The 23,044-nt window shown below is 33.9% G+C and carries 19 protein-coding genes; 10 read left to right on the top strand and 9 right to left on the bottom strand.

Features of this window, described 5'->3' with window-relative positions; genetic code table 11:
• The first annotated feature begins 3 nt into the window (after positions 1-3).
• The 6 genes from ACNQF9_RS01085 to ACNQF9_RS01060 all read left to right on the top strand — a co-directional run bounded on the left by ACNQF9_RS01085 (position 4) and on the right by ACNQF9_RS01060 (position 8,051).
• Entirely contained in the window at positions 4-1,548 is a 1,545-nt protein-coding gene (locus ACNQF9_RS01085; protein WP_417989456.1) for a glycosyltransferase family 2 protein, read from the top strand.
• A complete protein-coding gene (locus ACNQF9_RS01080; protein WP_417989455.1) occupies positions 1,545-2,540 on the top strand; it encodes a glycosyltransferase family 2 protein in 996 nt (331 codons plus the stop codon). The genes ACNQF9_RS01085 and ACNQF9_RS01080 overlap by 4 nt, the downstream gene beginning before the upstream one ends.
• Before the next feature lie 21 nt (positions 2,541-2,561).
• Positions 2,562-3,683 carry a glycosyltransferase family 4 protein gene (locus ACNQF9_RS01075; RefSeq protein WP_417989454.1) on the top strand — a complete coding sequence of 374 codons (1,122 nt, stop codon included), beginning with the start codon at positions 2,562-2,564 and terminating at the stop codon, positions 3,681-3,683.
• 66 nt (positions 3,684-3,749) lie between these two features.
• The gene (locus tag ACNQF9_RS01070) at positions 3,750-4,859 is read left to right on the top strand and encodes a glycosyltransferase (protein ID WP_417989453.1); all 1,110 of its coding nucleotides are present in this window, start codon (positions 3,750-3,752) and stop codon (positions 4,857-4,859) included.
• A 1-nt stretch (position 4,860) separates the two neighbouring features.
• Positions 4,861-6,195, top strand: a complete 1,335-nt coding sequence (locus ACNQF9_RS01065) for an O-antigen ligase family protein (protein WP_417989452.1) — start codon at positions 4,861-4,863, stop codon at positions 6,193-6,195.
• Positions 6,196-6,656: 461 nt separating this feature from the next.
• Complete coding sequence (locus tag ACNQF9_RS01060; RefSeq protein WP_417989451.1) at positions 6,657-8,051, top strand: exopolysaccharide biosynthesis polyprenyl glycosylphosphotransferase; 1,395 nt, start codon at positions 6,657-6,659, stop codon at positions 8,049-8,051.
• Between the two features lie 33 nt (positions 8,052-8,084).
• Here ACNQF9_RS01060 and ACNQF9_RS01055 read toward each other — a convergent pair whose 3' ends face one another.
• Positions 8,085-9,224, bottom strand: a complete 1,140-nt coding sequence (locus ACNQF9_RS01055; protein WP_417989450.1) for a lipoprotein N-acyltransferase Lnb domain-containing protein — start codon at positions 9,222-9,224, stop codon at positions 8,085-8,087.
• Positions 9,225-9,456: 232 nt separating this feature from the next.
• A complete protein-coding gene (locus ACNQF9_RS01050) occupies positions 9,457-10,527 on the bottom strand; it encodes a putative type IX sorting system protein PorV2 (protein WP_470303275.1) in 1,071 nt (356 codons plus the stop codon).
• 212 nt (positions 10,528-10,739) lie between these two features.
• On the opposite strand from ACNQF9_RS01050, the gene ACNQF9_RS01045 reads away from it, so the two are divergent.
• Positions 10,740-11,456 (top strand): CDP-alcohol phosphatidyltransferase family protein, encoded by a 717-nt coding sequence (locus tag ACNQF9_RS01045; protein WP_417989848.1) that lies wholly within the window; start codon positions 10,740-10,742, stop codon positions 11,454-11,456.
• Between the two features lie 7 nt (positions 11,457-11,463).
• Positions 11,464-12,327: a glycoside hydrolase family 25 protein gene (locus tag ACNQF9_RS01040; protein ID WP_417958414.1), complete on the top strand. Its 864-nt coding sequence runs from the start codon at positions 11,464-11,466 to the stop codon at positions 12,325-12,327.
• Here ACNQF9_RS01040 and ACNQF9_RS01035 read toward each other — a convergent pair whose 3' ends face one another.
• The 5 genes from ACNQF9_RS01035 to ACNQF9_RS01015 all read right to left on the bottom strand — a co-directional run bounded on the left by ACNQF9_RS01035 (position 12,328) and on the right by ACNQF9_RS01015 (position 15,645).
• Complete coding sequence (locus ACNQF9_RS01035) at positions 12,328-12,564, bottom strand: DUF5808 domain-containing protein (RefSeq protein WP_417958413.1); 237 nt, start codon at positions 12,562-12,564, stop codon at positions 12,328-12,330. It abuts the gene before it with no gap.
• A gap of 52 nt (positions 12,565-12,616) precedes the next feature.
• Positions 12,617-13,357, bottom strand: a complete 741-nt coding sequence (gene lptB, locus ACNQF9_RS01030) for an LPS export ABC transporter ATP-binding protein (protein WP_066082639.1) — start codon at positions 13,355-13,357, stop codon at positions 12,617-12,619.
• A 161-nt stretch (positions 13,358-13,518) separates the two neighbouring features.
• Positions 13,519-13,872 (bottom strand): carboxymuconolactone decarboxylase family protein, encoded by a 354-nt coding sequence (locus ACNQF9_RS01025; protein WP_417958412.1) that lies wholly within the window; start codon positions 13,870-13,872, stop codon positions 13,519-13,521.
• A complete protein-coding gene (gene tatC / locus ACNQF9_RS01020; protein WP_417958411.1) occupies positions 13,865-14,680 on the bottom strand; it encodes a twin-arginine translocase subunit TatC in 816 nt (271 codons plus the stop codon). Before tatC ends, ACNQF9_RS01025 begins: the two co-directional genes overlap by 8 nt.
• Positions 14,680-15,645: a KpsF/GutQ family sugar-phosphate isomerase gene (locus ACNQF9_RS01015; RefSeq protein ID WP_417958410.1), complete on the bottom strand. Its 966-nt coding sequence runs from the start codon at positions 15,643-15,645 to the stop codon at positions 14,680-14,682. Before ACNQF9_RS01015 ends, tatC begins: the two co-directional genes overlap by 1 nt.
• An 85-nt stretch (positions 15,646-15,730) precedes the next feature.
• On the opposite strand from ACNQF9_RS01015, the gene recQ reads away from it, so the two are divergent.
• The gene (recQ, locus tag ACNQF9_RS01010; RefSeq protein WP_417989449.1) at positions 15,731-17,926 is read left to right on the top strand and encodes a DNA helicase RecQ; all 2,196 of its coding nucleotides are present in this window, start codon (positions 15,731-15,733) and stop codon (positions 17,924-17,926) included.
• Positions 17,927-17,998: 72 nt separating this feature from the next.
• On the opposite strand, the gene ACNQF9_RS01005 is transcribed toward recQ, so the two are convergent.
• Positions 17,999-18,238: a hypothetical protein gene (locus tag ACNQF9_RS01005; protein ID WP_417958408.1), complete on the bottom strand. Its 240-nt coding sequence runs from the start codon at positions 18,236-18,238 to the stop codon at positions 17,999-18,001.
• Positions 18,239-18,417: 179 nt separating this feature from the next.
• Between ACNQF9_RS01005 and ACNQF9_RS01000 the strand changes: the two genes are divergently transcribed.
• A complete protein-coding gene (locus ACNQF9_RS01000; RefSeq protein WP_417958407.1) occupies positions 18,418-19,980 on the top strand; it encodes an NAD(P)/FAD-dependent oxidoreductase in 1,563 nt (520 codons plus the stop codon).
• Between the two features lie 398 nt (positions 19,981-20,378).
• Here the strand turns inward: ACNQF9_RS01000 and ACNQF9_RS00995 are convergent, their stop codons facing one another.
• Positions 20,379-22,871, bottom strand: a complete 2,493-nt coding sequence (locus ACNQF9_RS00995) for a PAS domain-containing hybrid sensor histidine kinase/response regulator (protein WP_417958406.1) — start codon at positions 22,869-22,871, stop codon at positions 20,379-20,381.
• Between the last annotated feature and the right edge of the window lie 173 nt (positions 22,872-23,044).

Below are 23,044 nucleotides of genomic sequence, written 5' to 3'. Positions count from 1 at the left end.
GCTTTGATTATAGTATATCATTTTGATGATAAAATTACCGAGGTGGTTAGTCTAGAGAATCAAAAAATTAAATTTGATTGTACAGGCACAATTTCGGCTGGCTTGATTCGGTTAGCGGATGCGTTTTCTGATGAAAAAATAGTTTGGTGTCATTCCACTTACAAAGAGCATCTTGCTGTCGAAAATATAGATACTCTTCTCCATCATAATAAGATGATGCTTTCGTTTCGACCGAAAATAAATAATTTTTTTGAGGATTACATCGGATATGTAGAGGAGTCTTTATTTATAAATGTTAATAAAAAGGTGTCGTATCCCACATGGCAAATGAGTAGTTATGTTGGAGTTATTCATGCTTCTGTTTTGAATGCTATAAATGATAAAATAGTTTGTGATCCTGATTTTGATTATTATTTGAATTCGATGGCTAAATTATGCATGCCTTTGGGATTGCTGTGTTATTCTGAACCACATCTTTTGAAGTCTGTAGAAACAAATGATTCGCCTCTTATAGCATCCAGCTTTACCCTATTTCGATTTGTAAAGCAGCATTATAAAACGAGATGGGTATTTTTATTAGCTTTAAACTTATTTTTATATGAACGTAAAATTTTGTTTTATCCTTTTATTTCCGCACTTTTTTCTAAAAGAAGAATTAATAATAAAATAAATTTAGATGGTATTGTCGTTCAGTCATCAAGAGCAATTATAGGTACAGGAACAATTGACGTCATTATCCCTACTATTGGAAGAAGCAGCTATTTATATGATGTTTTAAAAGATTTTTCAAAACAAAGTGTTTTACCGGATAAGATTATTGTGGTGGAGCAAAATCCAGAACCATTCAGTAAGACTGAATTGGATTATATAGAAACTGAAAATTGGCCGTTTGAAATACGGCATGTTTTCACTCATCAAGCAGGTGCATGCAGTGCTAGAAATTTGGCGTTGAATCAAACTACAAGCGAATGGGTTTTTTTAGCGGATGATGATAATCGATTTGACTCGGATTTATTTAAGGATATTTTTAAAAAAATAAAAAGATATGGTTGCAATGTAGTTACAACAGCTTATCCCCAAAAAGGAGAGGGTAAATTACATCGCAAAGTAGTACAATGGTCTACTTTTGGTGCTGGTAATAGTTTTTTAAAAAGAATTATTTTACAGAATGTAAAGTTTGATTTGGCATTTGAATTTGGTTATGGTGAGGATAGTGATTTTGGGATGCAATTACGAAATCAAGGGCATGATGTTTTATTTTTGCCAGAACCATCAATTATGCATTTAAAAGCTCCAGTTGGAGGGTTTAGAACTAAACCACAACTGAGGTGGTATAATGAAACCATTCAGCCTAAACCTTCTCCTACAATAATGCTATATTTAATTTCCTACAAAACAAAACAACAAACTTTAGGCTATAAAACGACTTTGTTTTTTAAGTATTATAAACATCAAAATATTAGAAATCCATTTAATTATTTAAAGATATTTAAAAAGCAATGGAATCAAAGTGTATACTGGGCCAATGAATTAAAAAAAGAATCGTGAAATTCACTCTAATTATTTGCACCTACATGCGTTCGGAATCAGTCATTCAATTGTTGGTTTCGGTTCAGAAACAGACCATCTATCCGAATCAAATTTTAATTATCGATAGCTCAACTAATAATGAAACTGAAATTTCTTTACAAAAGAATCGGTTTGAAAAGCTAAACTATTTTTCAGTTCCACCGCAACATCGAGGTCTAACCAAACAACGAAATTATGGAATTGAAAGAGTAGCATTTGATACCGAAATAATTTGTTTTTTAGACGATGATATTGTTTTGACAGCTACTTATTTTGAAGAGTTATTAAAAACCTATCAGAGATTCCCACAGGCGTTAGGTGTTGGAGGCTATATTATTGATGAAACTAAATCTGAATTTGTTGGAGAAAAGTATCATCCAAAAATTGATGAATATTATTTTGACGGATGGAAAAGAAAAGATGGAAGTCGATTTGTGCTAAGAAAAAAATTAGGACTGGACAGTGATTGTCCACCGGGTTATTCTTCCATGTATTCGCACGGGCGTAGTGTTGGATTTCTACCTCCAAGCGGCAAAACCTATGAAGTAGAAATGCTGATGGGAGGGGTGTCTTCATTTAGAAAAAAAGTATTTGAGACTTTACAGTTTTCTACTTATTTTGAAGGCTATGGTTTATATGAAGATGCTGATTTTACATTAAGAGTCGCTAAAACTGGTAAATTATACTTGAATACAAGTGCTCAATTGTACCATTATCATGATGCAATTGGAAGGCCTAATCAATACCAATATGGTAAAATGGTGGTGCGGAATGGATGGTATGTCTGGCATACAAAAAATCCGAATCCTACAGTAGAGCATCAATTAAAATGGCATTCTATAACCGTACTTTTGACTCTTATTCGATTTAGTAATACCTTTACCAGTAGTAATAAAAAAGAAGCTTTTACGGAAGCCATAGGAAGAACAGTTGGTTGGTGGAGTTTGTGGTTTAATAGGCCTAGAAAATAATATATAAATTGATTTTTAAATATGAAGTTTGTTATTATCACTCATGTTCCCCACATAAAAGAAGAGAACAAATATTATGCTTATGCTCCCTATGTTCGTGAAATGAATATTTGGGCGAACTATGTACAAGATGTTTTGATAGTAGCACCAACAGTATCAACAACTAAAACGGCTATCGATTGCGCTTATAATCATCCTGATATTAAACTCATTCCGATTGCTAATTTTCATATATTAAATTTAAAAGGCCTTTTAAATACTTTTTTTAAAATACCCAGAATTTATTTTCAAGTTTTCAAAGCCATGCAAGCTGCTGATCACATTCACTTGCGCTGTCCAGGCAACATTGGCTTGTTGGGGTGTTTTGTTCAAATTTTATTTCCTTCAACACCCAAAACAGCTAAATATGCAGGAAATTGGGATCCTAAAGCTAAGCAGCCTTGGACGTATCGACTTCAAAAATGGATATTGAGTAATTCCTTTTTAACCCGAAATATGCAGGTTTTAGTGTATGGGGAATGGGAAGGCAGCTCCCCAAATATTAAACCTTTTTTTACGGCCACCTATTCTGAAAAAGAAAAATTGGCACTAACACCAAAAGTGTTGGATGGAGTTATTGATTTTGTTTTTGTGGGTACTTTAGTCAAAGGGAAGCAGCCACTTTATGCCGTTCAATTGGTCGAAAATTTACATCTGAAAGGGTATTCAGTGCGGTTAAGTATATATGGAGAAGGCGTAGAACGAGAAATAATGGAGGAGTATATTAGGACGCATAAATTAGCAACTATCATTTCATTAGAAGGAAATCATTCCAAAGAAAGGATACAAAAAGCGTATCAGGAAAGTCATTTTGTAGTTTTGCCTTCCATTAGCGAAGGATGGCCAAAAGTGATTGCAGAAGGGATGTTTTGGGGTTGTGTTCCCATTGCAACTTCCGTTTCGTGTGTGCCTTTTATGCTGGATTATGGGAATAGAGGGGTTTTGTTGGATATGAATTTAGACACTGATGCAGCTCAAATTGGAAAAATTTTAAGCAATGAGCCTGATTTTTATAATATGAGAAATAAAGCTTCGGACTGGTCGAGGGAGTATACATTGGATGTTTTTGAGCAGGCGATTGTGAGGTTGATTCTTTTAAAGTGAAGTAGTATTTAGCGGTATAAAGATTTAATTTTGAAAAGGGTAGAGCGGAACAATTGAAGAAGCAAGATGAAACAAGAAAAACAAAAGATTCGAATCATTCAGATTATAGATTCACTAGAGTCTGGAGGTGCAGAGCGGATGGCTGTAAATTATACCAATGCATTGGTCCATAGAATTGAGTTTTCAGGATTAGTAGTGACCCGGCGGGAGGGCATATTAAAAAATCAATTGGATGTAAAAGCAAATTATCTGTTTTTAAATAAAAAGAGTTCCGTTGATTTAAAATCAATTTTTAGATTAAGATCATTTGTAAAAGCGCAAAAAATAGATATAATTCACGCTCATGGGACTTCGTTTTTTACCTCTGTATTGCTAAAATTGATTTATCCTAAAGTCAAAATCATTTGGCAAGAACATTATGGCGCAAGAGCAGATCAATCCAGATTAGAAAATTTGATTTTGTTTTTCTCTTCTTTTTTATTTTCGGGTGTTTTAGTAGTTAACCATCAGTTAGAAAATTGGGTCAAAAAAAAACTACTAATAAAAAAAGTATTTTACATTCCTAATTTTGTAACATTTGAAAATGACTTTGAAAAGGCAACTTTTTTAGAGGGAGATAAGGACAAGCGTATTGTTTGTTTAGCTAATTTAAAAAAACCAAAAAATCATATCGCTATTCTCTCTGCGTTCAAAGAACTCAAGTTAAAGGATTTAGGGTGGACTTTGCATCTCGTAGGAAAAGATTATGAGGATAGCTACTCAATTCTTTTAAAGGACTTTATTAGAGTACATAATCTAGAAGACTTCATTTTTATTTATGGTTCTAAATATGATGTACAAAATATTTTATCACAAGCTACAATAGGAATTTTAGCTTCAACTTCTGAAGGATTTCCATTAACATTATTAGAATACGGATTAGCAAAATTACCCGTAATGTCAACTAATGTAGGGTATTGTCCTTTAATCATTAAAGATAATCTTAACGGTTTATTATTTGAACCATTAAGCAATAGACATATTCAGGAACAATTACAAAAAATGATTTCTGAGAAAGGATTAAGAGATTCATTTGCGTTACATTTGTATGAATCTATATTGGATAAATACTCCCGTGACGGTGTAATTACGGTCCTATTATTAAAATACAACAGTATATTAAAGGCTAAGCAGTAAAATGAAAAAAGAGGATCAATCCTATCTGTATTTAATTCTTTTCCATGTGTTAATTGGCATATTGGGCTTTTTGTTACCGTTTACATCCAAAATATATGGCTATTCTATTTTTATTTTTGGGGTTTATTACATCATAAAAAATCAAAATAGAAATAACGAGGTTCTTATTGTGGCTGCTTATGTTGTAGGTAGCGAAGTTTTTTTGAGGATGACTGGAGGGAATCCTCTGTATGAAATTTCTAAGTATGGAATTGTCGTTTTTATTCTGATTGGGATGTATTTTAATGGTATTTCTAAGGGGGCACTACCTTATTGGATTTTTTTACTCTTATTAGTACCCGGTATCATTATTTCTACTTTTACTTTGAATTTTGATACTGATATCCGGAAGGCAATCGCCTTTAATATCTCTGGCCCTGTTTGTTTAGGAATTGCGTCATTATATACGTTTCGGCGCAAGATTACTTTAACACAAATTAACGCCGTATTGCTTAGTATGGGATTGCCTATTATTACTTGTATGGTATATCTGATCCTTTTTACACCAAATGTCCAAGAGGTAATTACTGGTACAGAATCTAATTTTCAAACTTCAGGGGGTTATGGTCCCAATCAAGTGGCAACAGTTCTGGGTTTAGGAATGTTTATTTTTTTTTCAAGAATTATTCTGGATTCCAAAACAAAATTTCAAGTAATTATTAATGTGGTCCTAGCGCTAAATATTACCTATCGCGGCATGCTAACTTTTTCTAGAGGCGGGATGATTACAGGGTTTGTGATGATCGTTTTGTTGCTGATATTTTTGTATTTTAAATCTAATTTTGGCGGAAGGGTAAAATTGAGTTATACAATCACAATTTTGATGTTCGCTCTGTTAGCGACTTGGGTGTATACTTCCTTTCAAACAGGAGGTCTTATTGACAAGCGGTATGCTAACCAAGATGCTACCGGAAGGGCTAAGCAAAGTCAATTTACCGGCAGGGAAGATGTTGCTCAAAACGAAATCAATACCTTTTTAAAGAACCCTATTTTTGGTGTTGGAGTAGGAAGAGGTGCCGAAATTCGACAGAATGAAACGGGAATTAAAGTTTTGTCTCACGATGAAATTACCCGAATGCTAGCAGAACATGGAAGCTTAGGGATAGTAGCCCTATTGTTTCTGTTTTTCACACCATTGGTTTTATATTTAGAAAATAAGTTCAATATGTTTCTATTGTGTTTTGTTGCCTTTTGGTTTTTAACGATTAATCATGCTGCCATGCGTACCGCAGCTCCCGCATTTGTATATTCACTTTCGTTATTGAATGTACAATTAGGATTTCCCAGAAGGAAGTAAGTTTATTAATAAGTTACTACAGTATTCTATTTTAAAAGATGGTAATGGCTATAAATAATTTTTTAAACAGCAAATTTTAGAATATGAATTAACGATTTTAGATCTTTTTAAATCCTTCACCATGATAACATACCTCCAAAATGTATAATGAAACAGAACTTTAACGAATATAAATCAACCTAGACTTATCAAAAAATAGAGGAGATAAATTTTGAAGCTAGGATTCTTCGTATTGTTCAAATGAAAAATGGTTTTCCTTCTCTAAATTTGAGCATTAGTATCTTTCGATCTAATGCCATTATTGTCAGTAAAGGAACAATAAAGTGTATATAAATACGACTTTTTAAAATAGATGTTGGGTTTAAGTATAAATATTAAAATTTTGTTAATTTTTTTTTGATAGCTTAAAACTTCTTAGAAACAAAAGCGTTAAATTGCACCCATAATATTAAATACGAGCCATGTTTTCAGTTGATAAAATGCATTTTGAAATATCAGAACGGAAAATGATCTTGCGAGTTTTTGATGTTCTATTTGTTTTAATGGCTCTGTACATTACCGGAAAGGTGTTTGCGTTTGATTATTTTACAATATCGGCCACTAATTATTACTGGACAATTGTCTTGTCAATCTATATTAATATATTTGGTACTATTTTCGAAATGTATAATCTTCAAGTAGCCAGCAACCAATTTCAGGTTCTTAAAAGTACAATTATTACTGTTTCCACTACAGTATTAGTGTACTTATTAACACCTTTCTTTTCTCCACAATTACCCACCAACCGGTTGCAAATTCTATTGTTTTTTTTGGTGACTTTTATGGCATTATTTACATGGCGCATGTTGTATGTGACATTTTTGGCCTCCAACCGATTCTTTCAAAAAGCAATATTGATTTGTGATCAAGAGCAGGTAAAAGAACTGATTTTAGGATTAGAAAATATCGATCCCCATTATAAAATAATTGGTTTTGTTAATACTGATATTAGTGAACAAAAAGTTGAAGAGTACCATTATGTACAACATATAGAAAGATATGACTTGTTTTCTTTTGTAAAAGAAAATGGTATCTCTGAAATTGTGATTGCTTCCCAGAAAACAGAGGGTATTACTGCGGATTTGTACCAACAGTTGCTGCACTTATTAGAATCAGGAAGTATTATCAGGGAATACACGCAAGTGTACGAAAGTAAGACGCAGCGTATACCAATGCAGTATATTTCAAGAGATTTTTATCGTTTTTTTCCCTTTAGTCGAAGCAATCAAAATAAATTATATTTATTGATTGTACGTATTTTAGAAGTAAATGTTTCCTTACTGGGTCTAGCTTTAGGTATATTTTTGTTTCCTTTTATAATGGTTGGAAATTTAATAGGAAACAGAGGTAGTATTTTTTATGTACAAGAACGTGTGGGTAAAGACGGTGCTGTTTTTAAAATTTTAAAATTCCGTACGATGGTTGAAAATTCCGAATCCAATGGAGCCGTTTTTACTGTTATGAATGATGCGCGTGTGACCTTGTTTGGTAAATTTATGCGTAAAACCAGAATAGATGAATTTCCTCAGTTTATCAATATTTTAAAAGGAGATATGGCCGTTATAGGCCCACGTCCGGAACGACCAGTTTTTGTAAAAGAAATTGCTGAAATAATGCCTTTCTATGAAACCCGACACATTATTAAGCCGGGACTTACCGGTTGGGCTCAAGTCAATTATTCGTATGGAGAAACCATTGAGGATAGTTTAATCAAGCTGCAATATGACTTGTATTATATTAAACACCGAAGTATTTATCTGGATTTAAACATAGTTTTTAAAACCATTACTACTGTATTATTTTATAGGGGACAATAAGGGTAATTATTATTACTAATTAAAGAGCTACTTTTATATAATTATAGGAATTCGCTTTTTATTTTGAATGGCCATTCTCAGTAAAATTATAGCACTGGAGGCTATCAATGGAAGAACCATTACTAAATGTGCTTTGTTGATTATAAAAAAGAAATAGAGTAGTAACGATATTAAGTTAAGTAACGCCAAATTGTAAATTCCTTTTTTATTTCTGATCCAATAGAAATAGAGTAAGCCTAATAAGGTTGGGTTAAATAATAAAATATTATAGTTATATCCTAACTCAAGATGGGAGGAATAAAGACCCACAAACGAAAAGAATAACCCAAGTATTGCCAGTAGGGTCAGGTAGAACAAATCGACACTTTTTTTGTTTATAAAAACGATCAAGCTTAGTAGTATGAGGTAAGAATACGGGTTATTCCACCAAGAGAAGGCAACTTCATTTTTAAATTCAATTATAGTTTTGTTTTTCTGTACCAGAGGGGAGCTTTGAAAAGAAATCTTTTTTAGACTTTTTTGTAGTTCTAAGGGTAAAAATATTTTGGTTCCTAATTGATCAACTTTTTTTCCAAAAATGATACTGGTACCTAATTTTTCATAAAAATGTCCCTCAAAATAGGGATATAATATGGTTCTGTACGAGATTTTAGTATCTGTTTTTTTTACAATTGTAACGGAGTCTAATGTTTTATTAATAATGTCCACTACCATTGATGTACAATTTTTGTCAATGAATTTGTAGGTGTAATGACTTTCTCCTGAAGCTAAGGAGGTATTCAGATTGTCATATAGTTTCTGTTTTAATGTAACTGGAATGTTTAGTTCCTGTTCATATACAGATCTTTTTTCATACTGATATTGATTGATGAAATCCGGATAGGAGTGTACGACAGCAAAATATTGCAAGTCTCCTTTTATAAATTTCATTACAAAATTAGGGGTATTAAAATCAAAAGCACCGTAATTATACACCACATCAATGGCATTGACTGTATCTCGTACGCGAATTGCAGTGTGCCCAAAAAGAGAATATGATTCATTGCCAGTGCCACAAGTGATTACGCTGACCTGTACTTTTTGGGATAATTGTGTGTTTTGTCCGAAACTGTAGTTTACAGTTAAAAAAAAGAATAGGAAAAAGGAATATTTTTTTAATAAGTAAGCGTTCATTCGTTTGCTTGTATAAGGATAAAGTATGTGATTTTTTATATAAAAGGCCTATTTTACTATTACAGGTAAAGAAATTATTGTGCAAAGATACTTAAAGAAAGAGTGTCACACGGATTTTTTAATCATTTAGAAGGTCAATTGTTGGGGAAGCATTCATATGACTTTGTAGTCTCTAAAATACTTTTATTGTTGGTTTTAATAACGCCGTTTAATTTAGATTGTCACATCCAAATTAATTTCTAAACATGCCCAAATCTACTTTTACCGAAAAAATATTCGAGTAGAGCGCAGCACTTTGATTGCCTAAATCAGTTAACGCATAATCAATCTGAATGCCTTTATATTTAAATCCCAAGCCAATATTAGGTTGGAATCCTACTTTTTCAGTGTTGTCTAGTTGTTCTAGATTTTGAAAATTCCCTACTCCGGCACGAACGAAAACTAGATTTGTATACCCAAATTCTAATCCTAAAGCCGGATCGATACTGACAAAATCAGTCGCGATAAGATCATTGGTTTTAGTAAATCGCATATTCATATTGGCAGCAGCCAAAATACTATAATCGTATCGGATGATGAATTTTTTGGCAATTCCTAATTGTGCTTTGGGCGCCGTAATTTCAGTACTTTCCGGTAAATCCTGATTTTCTCCAGGAATTGCATTCGCGATTTTCTGATACTCCTCTTCATCAATATTCCAAACATTATACGTGGTGGTAATGTCGCGAAGCATCAAACCAAATTGCCAGTTGTTTCTTTCGAATTGTAGTCCAACATCAAAACCAAATCCCCATGAATTGGCAAACTTACCAATAATACGTCGGATGATTTTGGAATTGACACCATATTGAAATCCCGGAACAGGTAGTTTTCGAGCATAAGAAAAAGTGAAGCCATAATCAGCAGTCGAAAAAAGACTGATTCGGTTGTAATCGATATTCCCCTGATTGTCGATTAGTTCGGTGGTATTCAGAATGTCGTCTACCCCAAAACGGATCAACGAAATTCCCCAAGCACTGCGATCATCAATAGGGCTGGCATAGGCCAAATAATCGTACTGGGCAATGTTAGCAAAATAATTGGCGTGCATTACTGATACCTGATGGTCTTCCAGATGCATGAGTCCGGCAGGATTCCAATACCCTGAATTGACATCATTGGTAGCCGCTACAACCGTATTTGACATACCCAATGCTGCTGCATCCACGCCGATGTTCATAAACTCATTAGAGTATTTTCTTACGGATTGACTGTAAATAAAGGTGCTAAACAAAAGCGTAGCTACTAAAAAACTTTTTCTCAAAGGTGTCATTTTTATAAACCGAAAGTCTGTTTAATTTTTATCAAAAATATAATTTTTTGCTGAGGTTGTTTCTTCCTTTTATTAAATAAATTTGAGAAAGAAATAATTGCTGCCAAAAACAAATGTTGTTATAAAATCTCTATTAAAAAACGTACATTCCATTCACTTATTATACTAAATTTACCAACTTTGATTCCTTAAACCGTATTATGATGACTATTAAAAAACACATCCCGAATATCATTACTTTACTTAATCTTTTTTGTGGCTGCATCGCTTTTGTGTTTGCTTTTAATCAAGATTTCGAAATGGCCTTTTATTTTGTTTGTCTGGGTATCTTTTTGGATTTTTTTGATGGTTTTTTTGCCCGTTTATTCAACGTTTCCAGTCCGCTGGGCTTGCAATTGGATTCTTTGGCAGACATGGTGACTAGTGGCGTTGTTCCAGGATTGGTAATGTTTCAAATGATGGTTAGTCATTTAACAACAGCGCCAGCAGCCCATTTACAGTTTTTTCCTTATTTAGGATTTATAATTGCTATGGGTTCTTGCTACCGTTTGGCTAATTTTAATATTGATACCCGACAAACGGATTCTTTCATCGGGTTGCCCACACCAGCCAATGCGCTGTTTATTCTAAGTTTGCCTTTGGTTTTACAATATACGGATTCAATATTCATCGTTGAGCTATTGACCAATCCATGGTTTTTATTAATGCTAACCGTATTGAGTGCGTATATGCTAAATGCTGAAATTCCGTTATTTTCTTTAAAAATCAAGAAGTTTAGTTTTAAAGAAAATACACTTCAAGTTATCTTCTTGATTTGTTCGGTTTTGTTGTTGATTTTCTTCCATTATTTAGGAATTCCTTTGTTGATACTATTTTATGTATTGTTGTCGGTTGTGAATAATAAAGTGCTCAAAAAGTAGTTTTTGTATGAGAAAACAAACCGTACGAAGAAAAACTAATGTAGTTCGTAAACCAAAAAAGAAACCAACTGTTTTCTCCGGAAAGTTGCTACACTATTCTATTATTACTTTTTTCGTGGTACTGCTCGTTGGAGTTGGTTTTCATTATCGAAATGGTTTAGCCTATTATTTTAGTTTTAAATCGGATAAAATTATTAGGGCAGAGAGAGAGGCTAAACGCATCTCGGATGTTCGAAATTATCAGGTTTTAGAAAAACATGAAGGAAAAAGTATAGGTATTGATGTTTCAGAATACCAAGGAAAAATCAATTGGTCGTATGTAGATACTTTAGAAAAAAAATATCCATTGCATTATGTTTTCATCCGTGCCACAGTTGGAAAAGACCGAAAAGACAGAGAATTTAATAGGAATTGGCGTGGTGCCAAAGAAAATAAAATGATTCGCGGCGCCTATCATTACTACCGCCCAAATGAAAATTCACTGGAACAAGCTGCACTTTTTATAAAAACGGTTATCCTTCAAAAAGGAGATTTACCACCCGTTTTAGATATTGAAAAATTGCCTAAAAATCAGTCAATTAGCAATCTTAAATTAGGCCTGAAGCGTTGGTTACATGCAGTAGAATCCCATTATGGTGTTAAGCCCATTATTTATACCGGTGAGCGGTATTATGATGATTTTTTGAAAGAAGAATTCAGCGACTATCTTTTTTGGATTGCCAATTATAATTTTTATAGGGAGGAAATAGACGAAAATTGGTTGTTCTGGCAATTCTCTGAAAAAGGATCGATTCCGGGTATTAAAGGTCCTGTAGACATCAATATCTATAATGGTGATTTGCAGCAATTGCGGTATATTACTCAGGAGTAGTTATTGATTTTTCAGGATCGTAAAGAGTACAAAAGAAAAAAACATTAGCGCTCCAATCATAAAAAATACTGATTTAGGATTGGCAAAGTTTACAGTGTTTCCCATCCAAGCAATCTTCTTCGGAGGAAAAATACGCCTGTCCTCTTTGTTGTAATAAAACATTCCCCAAATCCAGTTGTCAGGATCTTTGGACCATTTTTCTTGAGTTTTTTGACTTGAGTTATCTTGTTTTTGCATTTTTAATGATTTTTAGTCTTTAAATCTCACCACTCAAAATCTGACCACTTTTTTAAAACTCTAATTTCTTCTTTCTCAACTCAAAATTTTGTCCCAGATAAACGCGACGTACCATTTCATCTTCTACTAATTCTTCTGGAATTCCAGCTTTTAGAATCCCACCTTCAAACATCAAATAGGTTTTATCAGTAATGGCTAAAGTTTCCTGCACGTTATGATCAGTAATAAGAATGCCTATATTTTTATTTTTTAATTGCGCTACAATCCGCTGAATATCCTCCACGGCAACGGGATCGACACCTGCAAAAGGCTCGTCTAACAATATGAATTTAGGGTCAGTAGCCAGACAACGGGCAATTTCGGTACGACGGCGTTCTCCACCCGAAAGTAAATCCCCTCTATTCGTACGAATGTGTTCTAAGCTGAACTCATCGATTAAGCTTTCCATCTTTGCTTCTTGCTCAGCCTTGGACAGTTTTGTCAATTGCAAAACGCTCAATATATTATCCTCGATACTTAATTTTCTAAAAACAGACGCTTCTTGTGCCAAGTATCCAATTCCCTGCTGTGCTCTTTTGTACATAGGATAATCGGTAATATTCAAATCATCAAGAAATATGTTGCCGGAGTTTGGTTTAACCAATCCCACAATCATATAAAAAGAAGTTGTCTTTCCAGCGCCATTGGGTCCCAAGAGCCCCACAATTTCTCCTTGATTTACCTCTACCGAAATGCCTTTTACAACACTGCGTCCTTTATAGGTTTTGATTAGATTTTCGGCTCTTAATTTCATATTTGTTGGCTTAATCGTTTAACCGTTTACTGGTTTAACCCGTCAAATAAACGAATAAACAATTAAACGGTTTTACTTCTTAACAATTATTTGGTACAGGTTTACTTCCCAATGTTCTTATTTGAGTAGTTGTCTGGAATCTTTTAGTTTAAAGAAAAATATTATTTTGTAGCGGTTGCTTCTAAAGCTTCCCAGAATTCATAGGCTCTTCTTAAATGTGGTACAACTATAGTTCCGCCAACGAGTGTTGCAATACCCATAGCTTCCATCATTTCTTCTTTGGTTACGCCTTCTTTATGGCTGGTTTCCAAATGGTATTTTACACAGTCATCACAGCGTAAAACTGCCGAAGCGACTAGTCCCAATAATTCTTTTGTTTTTACATCCAGAGCTCCCGCTGCATAAGCATTGGTATCCAAATTAAAAATTCGCTTTACAATTTTATTATTGTCTGCCAATAATTTTTCGTTCATTTTAGAACGGTACTCATTGAATTCTTCTATTATATCAGCCATTTGCTTTTTTTTGATTTTTTACTACTATTTTTGAAATTAAGATACTTGCTTCATAGATTATTAACATCGGAATTGTTACAATTATTTGGCTCACAACATCTGGAGGAGTGACAATTGCGGCAACTATAAGAATGATAATTACGGCATATTTCCAGTATTTTCGTAAAAAAACTGGAGTTACTAATCCTAGTTTAGTCAAAAAATAGATGATTATTGGTAATTCAAAGAACAGTCCGCAAGCAATTACACTTGTTTTTACCAATCCAATATACGAATCAATACTAAACTGGTTTTTTACTACCGGGCTTATGGTGAACGTAGCAAAGAAATTGACGGACATTGGTACAATTACATAGTAACCAAACAATACTCCTGTGAAGAAAAGCAAGGACGATGAAAAAATAAAAAGTTTGGCATGTTTTTTCTCGGTATCATAGAGTGCCGGACTGATGAATTTCCAAACTTCCCAAAGAATAATTGGGAAACCAAGAATAAATCCAGCAGTTATACAAGTCCAAATCAAAACATTGATTTGTCCTTCCATATTAGTGTTTTGAATGATGAAAGGCATTTCTGTTACACAAATACTTTCGGCAAAACCTAAATAATTGGATAAGTCACAAAAAAAGCGGTACGTTATGAAATTTGAATTGGTCGGGCCAAAAATAATGACGTCAAAAATATAATCACTAACAAAAAAAGTGATCGTTGCCAATATTAATATTGCAATCGTGCTTCGAACTAATAACCATCTTAATTCTTCCAGATGATCTAAAAACGACATTTCGTTTAAGTTTTTTTTCGCCATTATACTATTCCTTCTTTTAAAATATCGTGTAAATGCAATATGCCTTTGTATTCCTTCCCGTCCATAACTACTAATTGAGTGATGGAAAAATCTTCCATGATGTTTAGCGCTTCCACTACCATAGCGTTAGAAGTGGTCATTTTTGGATTTTTTGTCATGATATCCTTTGCTGTCAAATCAGCAAAAGTATCTCTGTCGCTTAACATTCTTCGAATATCTCCATCCGTAATTATCCCAATTACGGTATAGTTTTCAACCACTGCCGTTACTCCAAGACGTTTTTCAGAAATCTCAAAAATAACCTTTTTTATGGATGATTCTGCTGTAACCATAGGTTTTAAGCTGTGTTCCAACATGTCTTTTACACGTAGTAATAATTTTTTGCCTAAGGCACCTCCAGGATGATACACCGCAAAATCTTCCGGTTTGAAATCCCGCATTTCCATCAAACAAACCGCCATCGCATCACCCATTACTAATTGTGCAGTGGTACTGTTTGTTGGGGCCAGATTGTTGGGACACGATTCAGAATCTACTGTGGTGTTCAGTACAAAATCAGATTCTTTGGACAAAAACGAGCTCATGTTACCGGTTATGGCAATTAGGGTATTTCCAAATCTTTTTAAGAGTGGTACTAAGACTTTTATTTCGGGACTATTGCCGCTTTTTGAAATACAAATAATCACATCTTCGTTTTGAATCATTCCTAAATCTCCATGAATGGCTTCGGAAGCGTGAAGGAAAAGCGATGGTGTTCCTGTAGAATTAAAGGAAGCCACCATTTTTTGAGCAATAATAGCACTTTTTCCTATTCCTGTTACAACTAATCGCCCTTTAGAATTATAGATTTTTTGAACTGCGTGACTAAAATTTTCATCCAGAAAATCAGACAGTTTAGCGATGGATTGGCTCTCCGAAACGATAGTTTTTTTGGCACTGGCCAATATATTTTCTTTAGTGATCAAAACAGAATGATTAAAATTTGTATGTGTAAAAGAAATTTGTACCTTTAGGTGTTGCAAATTTATACAAAATACCACATAATAAAGAATGAATCCAAACGAAATTGACATACACAAAGAATTAAAGAAGTATTTTGGCTTTAGCCAATTCAAAGGGTTGCAGGAACAAGTTATAAAATGTATCCTGAATCAAGAGAATACATTTGTGATAATGCCTACTGGTGGAGGAAAATCACTTTGTTATCAACTGCCAGCACTAATTCAGGAAGGGACTGCTATTGTAGTTTCACCATTGATTGCTTTAATGAAAAATCAGGTGGATGCCATTAGAAGTTTGTCTTCTGAAAATGGTGTAGCTCATGTTTTGAATTCCTCGCTTACTAAAACCGAAATCATTCAAGTAAAGAAAGATATTACCTCCGGATTGACTAAATTGCTTTATGTAGCACCTGAGTCTTTAACCAAAGAGGAATATGTAAATTTTTTAAAAAATGTTACGATTTCTTTTGTCGCAATTGATGAGGCACATTGTATTTCAGAATGGGGTCATGATTTTAGACCTGAATATCGAAATCTAAAACACATCATTAAGCAACTTGGAGATGTACCTATTATAGGATTAACAGCAACAGCTACCCCTAAAGTACAGGAAGACATCCTGAAGAATTTAGATATGACCGATGCAAAGACTTTTAAAGCATCTTTCAACAGACCCAATTTATATTACGAAGTGCGTACTAAAACGAAGAATATCGAATCAGATATTATTCGTTTTATAAAACAGCACAAGGGGAAATCTGGAATCATTTATTGTTTAAGTCGCAAAAAAGTAGAGGCCATTGCTGAGGTTTTACAAGTAAATGGAATAAGTGCTGTGCCGTATCATGCGGGATTAGATGCTAAAACCCGTGCCAAACATCAGGATATGTTTCTTATGGAAGATGTAGATGTTGTGGTGGCAACTATTGCTTTTGGGATGGGTATTGACAAACCGGATGTACGTTTTGTAATTCATCATGATATTCCTAAATCATTAGAAAGTTATTATCAGGAAACGGGTCGTGCCGGTAGGGATGGGGGCGAAGGTCATTGTTTGGCTTATTACTCCTACAAAGATGTTGAGAAATTAGAAAAATTCATGTCTGGTAAACCTGTTGCTGAGCAGGAAATTGGATTTGCTTTACTGCAGGAAGTTGTTGCGTATGCAGAAACTTCGATGTCAAGAAGAAAGTTTTTATTGCATTATTTTGGTGAAGAATTTGATGATATTACAGGCGAAGGAGCTGATATGGATGACAACGTTAGAAATCCAAAAACAAAAATTGAGGCGAAAGATCAAGTAGTACAACTGTTGCAAGTAGTTCGAGACACCAAACATTTGTACAAATCTAAAGAGGTTGTTTTTACGTTAATTGGACGTGTCAATGCTGTGATAAAAGCGCATAGAACGGATACGCAATCTTTTTTTGGATGTGGTTCAGCTCATGATGAAAAATACTGGATGGCCTTGTTGCGACAAGTTCTGGTAGCGGGGTACTTATCTAAAGATATTGAAACCTACGGCATAGTTAAAATCACTAATAAAGGATTGGATTTTATTAAAAACCCAAAATCTTTTATGATGTCTGAGGACCATGAATACAATGAGACTGTAGATGAAGCGATTGTAACAGCTTCTAAATCAACGGGAGTTGCTGATGAAGTTTTGATGAGTATGTTGCGTGATTTACGTAAAAAAGTTGCTAAAAAAGTTGGTGTTCCTCCTTTCGTGGTTTTTCAAGATCCATCTCTGGAAGATATGGCTTTGAAATATCCCGTCTCTCAAGAAGAATTAATTAATATTCATGGAGTTGGTGAAGGAAAAGCTAAAAAATACGGAAAAGAATTCTTAGAATTGATAAGTCAATATGTTGAGGAAAACGATATCATTCGTCCGGAGGATTTAGTAGTAAAATCAACCGGTGTCAATTCAGTTAACAAACTGTACATTATTCAAAATATCGACAGGAAGTTGTCTCTAGATGATATTGCTTCTGCCAAAGGAATTAATATGGATGCTTTAATTAAAGAAATGGAGCAGATTGTCTATTCCGGAACCAAGCTGAATATAAAATATTGGATCGATGATATGCTTGATGATGATCAACAAGAAGAAATTCATGATTATTTTATGGAATCTGAATCTGATAATATTGAAAACGCACTCAAAGAATTTGATGGTGATTATGATATTGATGAATTGCGCTTGATGCGAATTAAATTCATCAGCGAGGTAGCTAATTAATCATAAAATCGAAAGGCTTACAATCATAAAGTTTTAGAAAGTTTGGTTTTTTAGCATTTCTACTCTATGACTTTAGACTACATAAAGTTCTCCACGATGTGGTTTCAATGCATCTCGAACCTGAATCATATATTCATCGGTTACTACCATAAAAGCAATAGCTTGCATTTCACCATGAATTTCAAATCCAGTTATACTTAACGGTAATTTTTCAATAGTGATGTATTCTTTCAAATGAATTTCGTGATGTTCTGCTGTTTTTGCGGAAGCTGGCCCGCGGAAATCCCATATCAGTTTTATTTTTCTAGACATTTTGTTAGGTTAATTGTTGTTGACGTACAAAGTTACAAAGTCTATTTATAAAATAAGGTGATTTGAAAAATGGATTTTCTTTTCAATAACAGGAAGTCCGTACAAAATACTACTTTTGCACTTAGATTATTTTAAACATTTTAAAGTCAATAATCTAAAAAATCGAATAATCTATAAAAATGCCTCAAGAACTCTTATTACAAGTATCACCTGAAATAGCAGCAAACGATTTACTGCTAAAAGACCATTTGTCCAAACAAATTACCGTTTCTGTACATGAAATTCAGCATATTTCTATTTTAAAACGGTCAATAGATGCACGTCAAAAAGCAATAAAAATTAATCTTAAAGTTTTAATCTATTTTAAGGGAGAATCGTATCAGGAGAAAAAAATTGAACTTCCAGAGTATAAGAATGTTTCCGAAGCTCAAGAAGTAATAGTTGTTGGTGCTGGACCTGCAGGACTTTTTGCCGCTTTGCAACTAATAGAGTTGGGATTAAAACCAATAGTAATCGAGCGTGGAAAAGACGTTCGAGGTAGAAGAAGAGATTTGAAAGCAATCAATTTGGATCATATTGTTAATGAAGACTCCAATTATTGTTTTGGCGAAGGCGGAGCAGGAACCTATTCGGACGGGAAATTATACACGCGTTCTAAAAAACGAGGTGATGTAACACGCGTTTTGGAATTGTTTGTCGCTTTTGGTGCTTCAGAGGATATTCTGATTGAAGCGCATCCGCATATTGGGACAAATAAATTGCCTCAAATTATTCAAGACATGCGCGAGAAAATTATTGAAAGCGGCGGCCAAGTTTTGTTTGAGACGAGATTAACAGATATTATTCTAAAAAACAATGAAGTGCAAGGTGTCGTTACTCAAAAAGGAGATACGATTCTTGCCAATAAACTCATTCTGGCTACAGGACATTCTGCTCGTGATATTTTCGAATTATTAGATAGAAAGAACGTTTTTATAGAGGCCAAACCTTTTGCTTTAGGCGTTAGGGCAGAGCATCCACAATCTTTGATCGATAGTATTCAATACAGCTGTGATTATCGTGGGGAGTATTTGCCTCCAGCTCCATATTCCATCGTGAAACAAGTTGGCGGAAGAGGAATGTATTCGTTCTGTATGTGCCCCGGTGGTGTAATTGCGCCTTGTGCCACAAGCCCTGGCGAAGTGGTTACTAATGGTTGGTCCCCATCCAAAAGAGATCAGGCTACTGCAAATTCTGGAATTGTAATTGAACTTCAACTGGAAGATTTTAAACCTTTTGCTAAATTCGGTGCTTTAGCCGGAATGGAATTTCAAAAAAGTATCGAGCAAAAAGCATGGCATTTGGCAGGAGAAAGCCAAAAAGTGCCTGCGCAACGCATGATTGATTTTACGCAGAACAGAATATCTTCGGATATCCCTAAAACATCTTATGTTCCAGGAACGACTTCAGTAGAAATGGGGCAAGTTTTCCCTGAATTCTTATCACAAATATTGCGTGAAGGTTTTACGGAATTTGGAAAGGCGATGCGTGGTTATTTAACCAATGAGGCAGTGCTTCATGCCCCAGAATCCAGAACGTCATCACCGGTGCGTATTCCCAGAGACCCATTGACTTACGAGCATGTTCAAATAAAAGGGTTGTATCCTTGCGGAGAAGGGGCTGGTTATGCGGGTGGAATAATTTCTGCGGCAATTGATGGTGAAAAATGTGCGTTGATGATTGGTGCTATTTTAAATAATTAGAATACCTCAATATGAACTGCGCTCAAAATTTCAGACAAATTTATTGTTAATTTGAGAATGCTATACTCGATAGTGTATCGGGTATAGTAATTCTATTTAAAATAGGCACGGCAACTAATTCGGCATTCACTTAAGGAACATTTACAAAAACAATTCGATCTCCTATTTTTAAAAGCAGTAGGATTATTTATTAGAACAACAACTACAGCACTTTATAAGCTTCAATACAAGCAGGTTTGTCTCATATGTTATAATTTCCTTTTCGGTTGCATATATTAAGGAAGTATAATTTATGAAACGTATTTCGACCGTATTGTACCTTCTTTTGGTATTGAATATCTGTGTACTCTATAATATCTAAATTGCTAAATGCAAAATAAGGTAGTGCTATCAGACTATTATTTTTCAGTATTGAGATCACTTAAACATTGATTCATTTTGGTAAATAATAGTTTTTCATCAATAGGTTTGGACACATAATCATTCATTCCGACTTCTTTACATTTTTTAACGTCTACTGATGTCACATCAGCAGTAAGTGCTATAATTGGAATTTTTGATTTCATAATATTTCTAATGTAAGTAGTGGCTTCGAAACCGTTCATTTCTGGCATTTGTAAATCCATTAAAATAATGTCATACTTGTTTTTTTGCAGTTCTTCTACGCCTAGTTTACCATTATCAGCAATGGTCACATCATAGCCAAAATCGAGAAGTATTATTTTTATTAAAAGTTGATTTAGTGCAATATCTTCTACAACCAATACTTTGATGTTTTGGGCAGTTTTTTCTTTTGATGTTTTTTCTTGTAGTGATTTGAATGTATCCATAGATTGTATTTCGGGTGTAGTATTTTCTTTTTCGAAACTAAGAATGAAACCAAAGGTAGACCCTTTGTCTTCTTTACTGTTTACTATAATTTTGCCTCCTTGTAGTTCTACAAGTTGTTTTACAATGGCAAGCCCTAATCCAGTTCCTCCAAATGAGCTGCTTGTTCCTGCCGTTGCTTGTTCAAAATTATTAAAGACTTCGGTTAATTTATTTTCGGGAATTCCTATTCCGGTATCTATAATCAGGAATTCGATTGTCGCTTTTTTAGAATCCTGATTCAGCAGGTGAACGCGTATAGTGATCTTTCCATTGGGTGTAAATTTTACGGCATTGCTCATCAAATTAAGCATGATTTGCCGTAAGCGCATCGAATCGCCTAACAGATTTTCAGGAATCCTCAGGTCATAATCATTGATTAGTTGTAAATTTTTCTCCTGCATTTTAGGTTCAAACAAATGGAGCATTGTGGAAACTGACACAGACAAACTTAATGGAAGCTTTTCAAAAGTCATTTTTCCAGCATCAACTTTAGCAATATCAAGGATATCATTAATCAAAACAATCAAAGCATCTCCTGATTCTTTAATGGCATTAATATATTCTTTTTGGGATTCATTCAAATTAGTCTTTAAGACCACATTAGTAAACCCAATTATGGCATTCATAGGTGTGCGTATCTCATGACTCATGTTTGAAAGAAATTGTTGCTTTGACTTTACTGCTTCTTCCGCTATTTTTGTTTTTAATTCCGCATTAATTTTAGCCGCAATTAATTCTTTTTTTGCTACTACCTGTGGTGTAACATCGTAAGCAATGATAGTGACTCCGGAAATTGTTTCGTTGGCTTCCAGATAGGGTTGATATACAAAGTTGAAATAGGTTTCTTCGGTTTTTCCATTGCGTACAATAGGTGCTAATAGTTCGTTTCCGTAAAAAGGAATTCCTGATCTAAAGACCTCTTCAAGTAATTTTGGAAAAGGTAAATCTATGAGTTCAGGTAAAACGGCAATAAATTTTTTTCCTTCTACAGCGTCTCCTTTTCCCCAGATGTCTTTTATGCTTTTATTGGCAAGGGTAACAATCATATCTTTCCCTTTTAATATTGCTATTGCAAAAGGAGATTTCATCAGCATCATATTATAGCGTTTTTCGCTATTTTCAATTCTGATCAGTGTTTTTTTATTTATTTCCAGTTCTTTTTCAAGCAGTATTCTTTCTTTTCTCTGGAGTTCATCGGCGAGTCTTCTAACTTCAGTTATGTCTTTTATGGTTAGTAGAATTAATTCTTCGCCAATTGTTTTTTTTACAAAACAATTGGCATTAAGTAACATTGTCTTTTCTCCAAGATTAGGGAAAAAATGTTTTACTTCTAAATCCGGAATACTATCCGTGCATGAAAGGGCATTATTAAGTAACTGATGGAGTTCAGGAATATCCCATAGCCCATTTTTTAATTGAAATAAGTAGTTTCCTTCCGTTTCTTCTTTGGTGATGCGATGTTTTTTATAAAAGGATTTACTCGCTGATTTTATACAAAAATCTTTATTGAGTATCAAAATTGTTTCCTGAATGGAATCAATTATTGCTTCAGAATATTCATAGGATTCTTTGAGTAATTCATTATTTCTTTTTAATTCTTGATTATTTGAAATAAGAGATTGATTCTCTGTGATATCCTCCCCTTGTTGTATAATATATTTAACATTATTATCAGCATCTAATACAGGAGTGTGACTTATTTTCCAATAACGAACTTCGTATCCCCCACCGTCAGCGTCTGGTTTTTTAATATCGTATTTTTGGACGGGTAAAAAATCAGTTTCCTTATTTTTTAATACACGATTAAAAGAAGCATTTATGTTTTTTTCTCCATCGGCAACTACATCATCAGGATTATTTGGGAACACCTCGAAAATATTTTTATCTAAAATGTTTTCTCTTTTCGTCATGGTGACTTTCAAGAAAGCATCTGTAACCGCTATTATAGTTAAGTCAGGATTTATAACTAACAGAAGTGCTGGAGAGAAATTGAATAATTCTGGGTAGATGTTTTCTTCCATAAGTGTAACCTTTTGATTTTGTAGGTTTAAATTTATTCGGGGATACTTTATCAACTTTAAGAAGCAGGTTTTAGATTTTGTAAATGTCCTTTTTCTTTCAATTGAGTAGTTAAATGTACTAATTTAATTTCTTTAATTCTTAAAACATCACTAAAGTTCAACAAATGTTAAAT

The sequence above is a fragment of the Flavobacterium amylolyticum genome (genome assembly GCF_048284335.1).
Classification (GTDB): domain Bacteria; phylum Bacteroidota; class Bacteroidia; order Flavobacteriales; family Flavobacteriaceae; genus Flavobacterium.
Note: the sequence above shows the minus strand (reverse complement) of the source record. Positions and strands in the feature narration are given on the sequence as shown.

Coding starts and splice junctions, on each gene's coding strand:
- ACNQF9_RS01065 (WP_417989452.1), top strand. CDS start 4,861: ATGAAAAAAGAGGATCAATCCTATCTGTATTTAATTCTTTTCCATGTG.
- tatC (WP_417958411.1), bottom strand. CDS start 14,680: ATGGCGAAAAAAAACTTAAACGAAATGTCGTTTTTAGATCATCTGGAA.
- ACNQF9_RS01070 (WP_417989453.1), top strand. CDS start 3,750: ATGAAACAAGAAAAACAAAAGATTCGAATCATTCAGATTATAGATTCA.
- ACNQF9_RS01035 (WP_417958413.1), bottom strand. CDS start 12,564: ATGCAAAAACAAGATAACTCAAGTCAAAAAACTCAAGAAAAATGGTCC.
- recQ (WP_417989449.1), top strand. CDS start 15,731: ATGAATCCAAACGAAATTGACATACACAAAGAATTAAAGAAGTATTTT.
- ACNQF9_RS01000 (WP_417958407.1), top strand. CDS start 18,418: ATGCCTCAAGAACTCTTATTACAAGTATCACCTGAAATAGCAGCAAAC.
- lptB (WP_066082639.1), bottom strand. CDS start 13,357: ATGAAATTAAGAGCCGAAAATCTAATCAAAACCTATAAAGGACGCAGT.
- ACNQF9_RS01060 (WP_417989451.1), top strand. CDS start 6,657: ATGTTTTCAGTTGATAAAATGCATTTTGAAATATCAGAACGGAAAATG.
- ACNQF9_RS01005 (WP_417958408.1), bottom strand. CDS start 18,238: ATGTCTAGAAAAATAAAACTGATATGGGATTTCCGCGGGCCAGCTTCC.
- ACNQF9_RS01075 (WP_417989454.1), top strand. CDS start 2,562: ATGAAGTTTGTTATTATCACTCATGTTCCCCACATAAAAGAAGAGAAC.
- ACNQF9_RS01040 (WP_417958414.1), top strand. CDS start 11,464: ATGAGAAAACAAACCGTACGAAGAAAAACTAATGTAGTTCGTAAACCA.
- ACNQF9_RS01025 (WP_417958412.1), bottom strand. CDS start 13,872: ATGGCTGATATAATAGAAGAATTCAATGAGTACCGTTCTAAAATGAAC.
- ACNQF9_RS01055 (WP_417989450.1), bottom strand. CDS start 9,224: ATGAACGCTTACTTATTAAAAAAATATTCCTTTTTCCTATTCTTTTTT.
- ACNQF9_RS00995 (WP_417958406.1), bottom strand. CDS start 22,871: ATGGAAGAAAACATCTACCCAGAATTATTCAATTTCTCTCCAGCACTT.
- ACNQF9_RS01045 (WP_417989848.1), top strand. CDS start 10,740: ATGACTATTAAAAAACACATCCCGAATATCATTACTTTACTTAATCTT.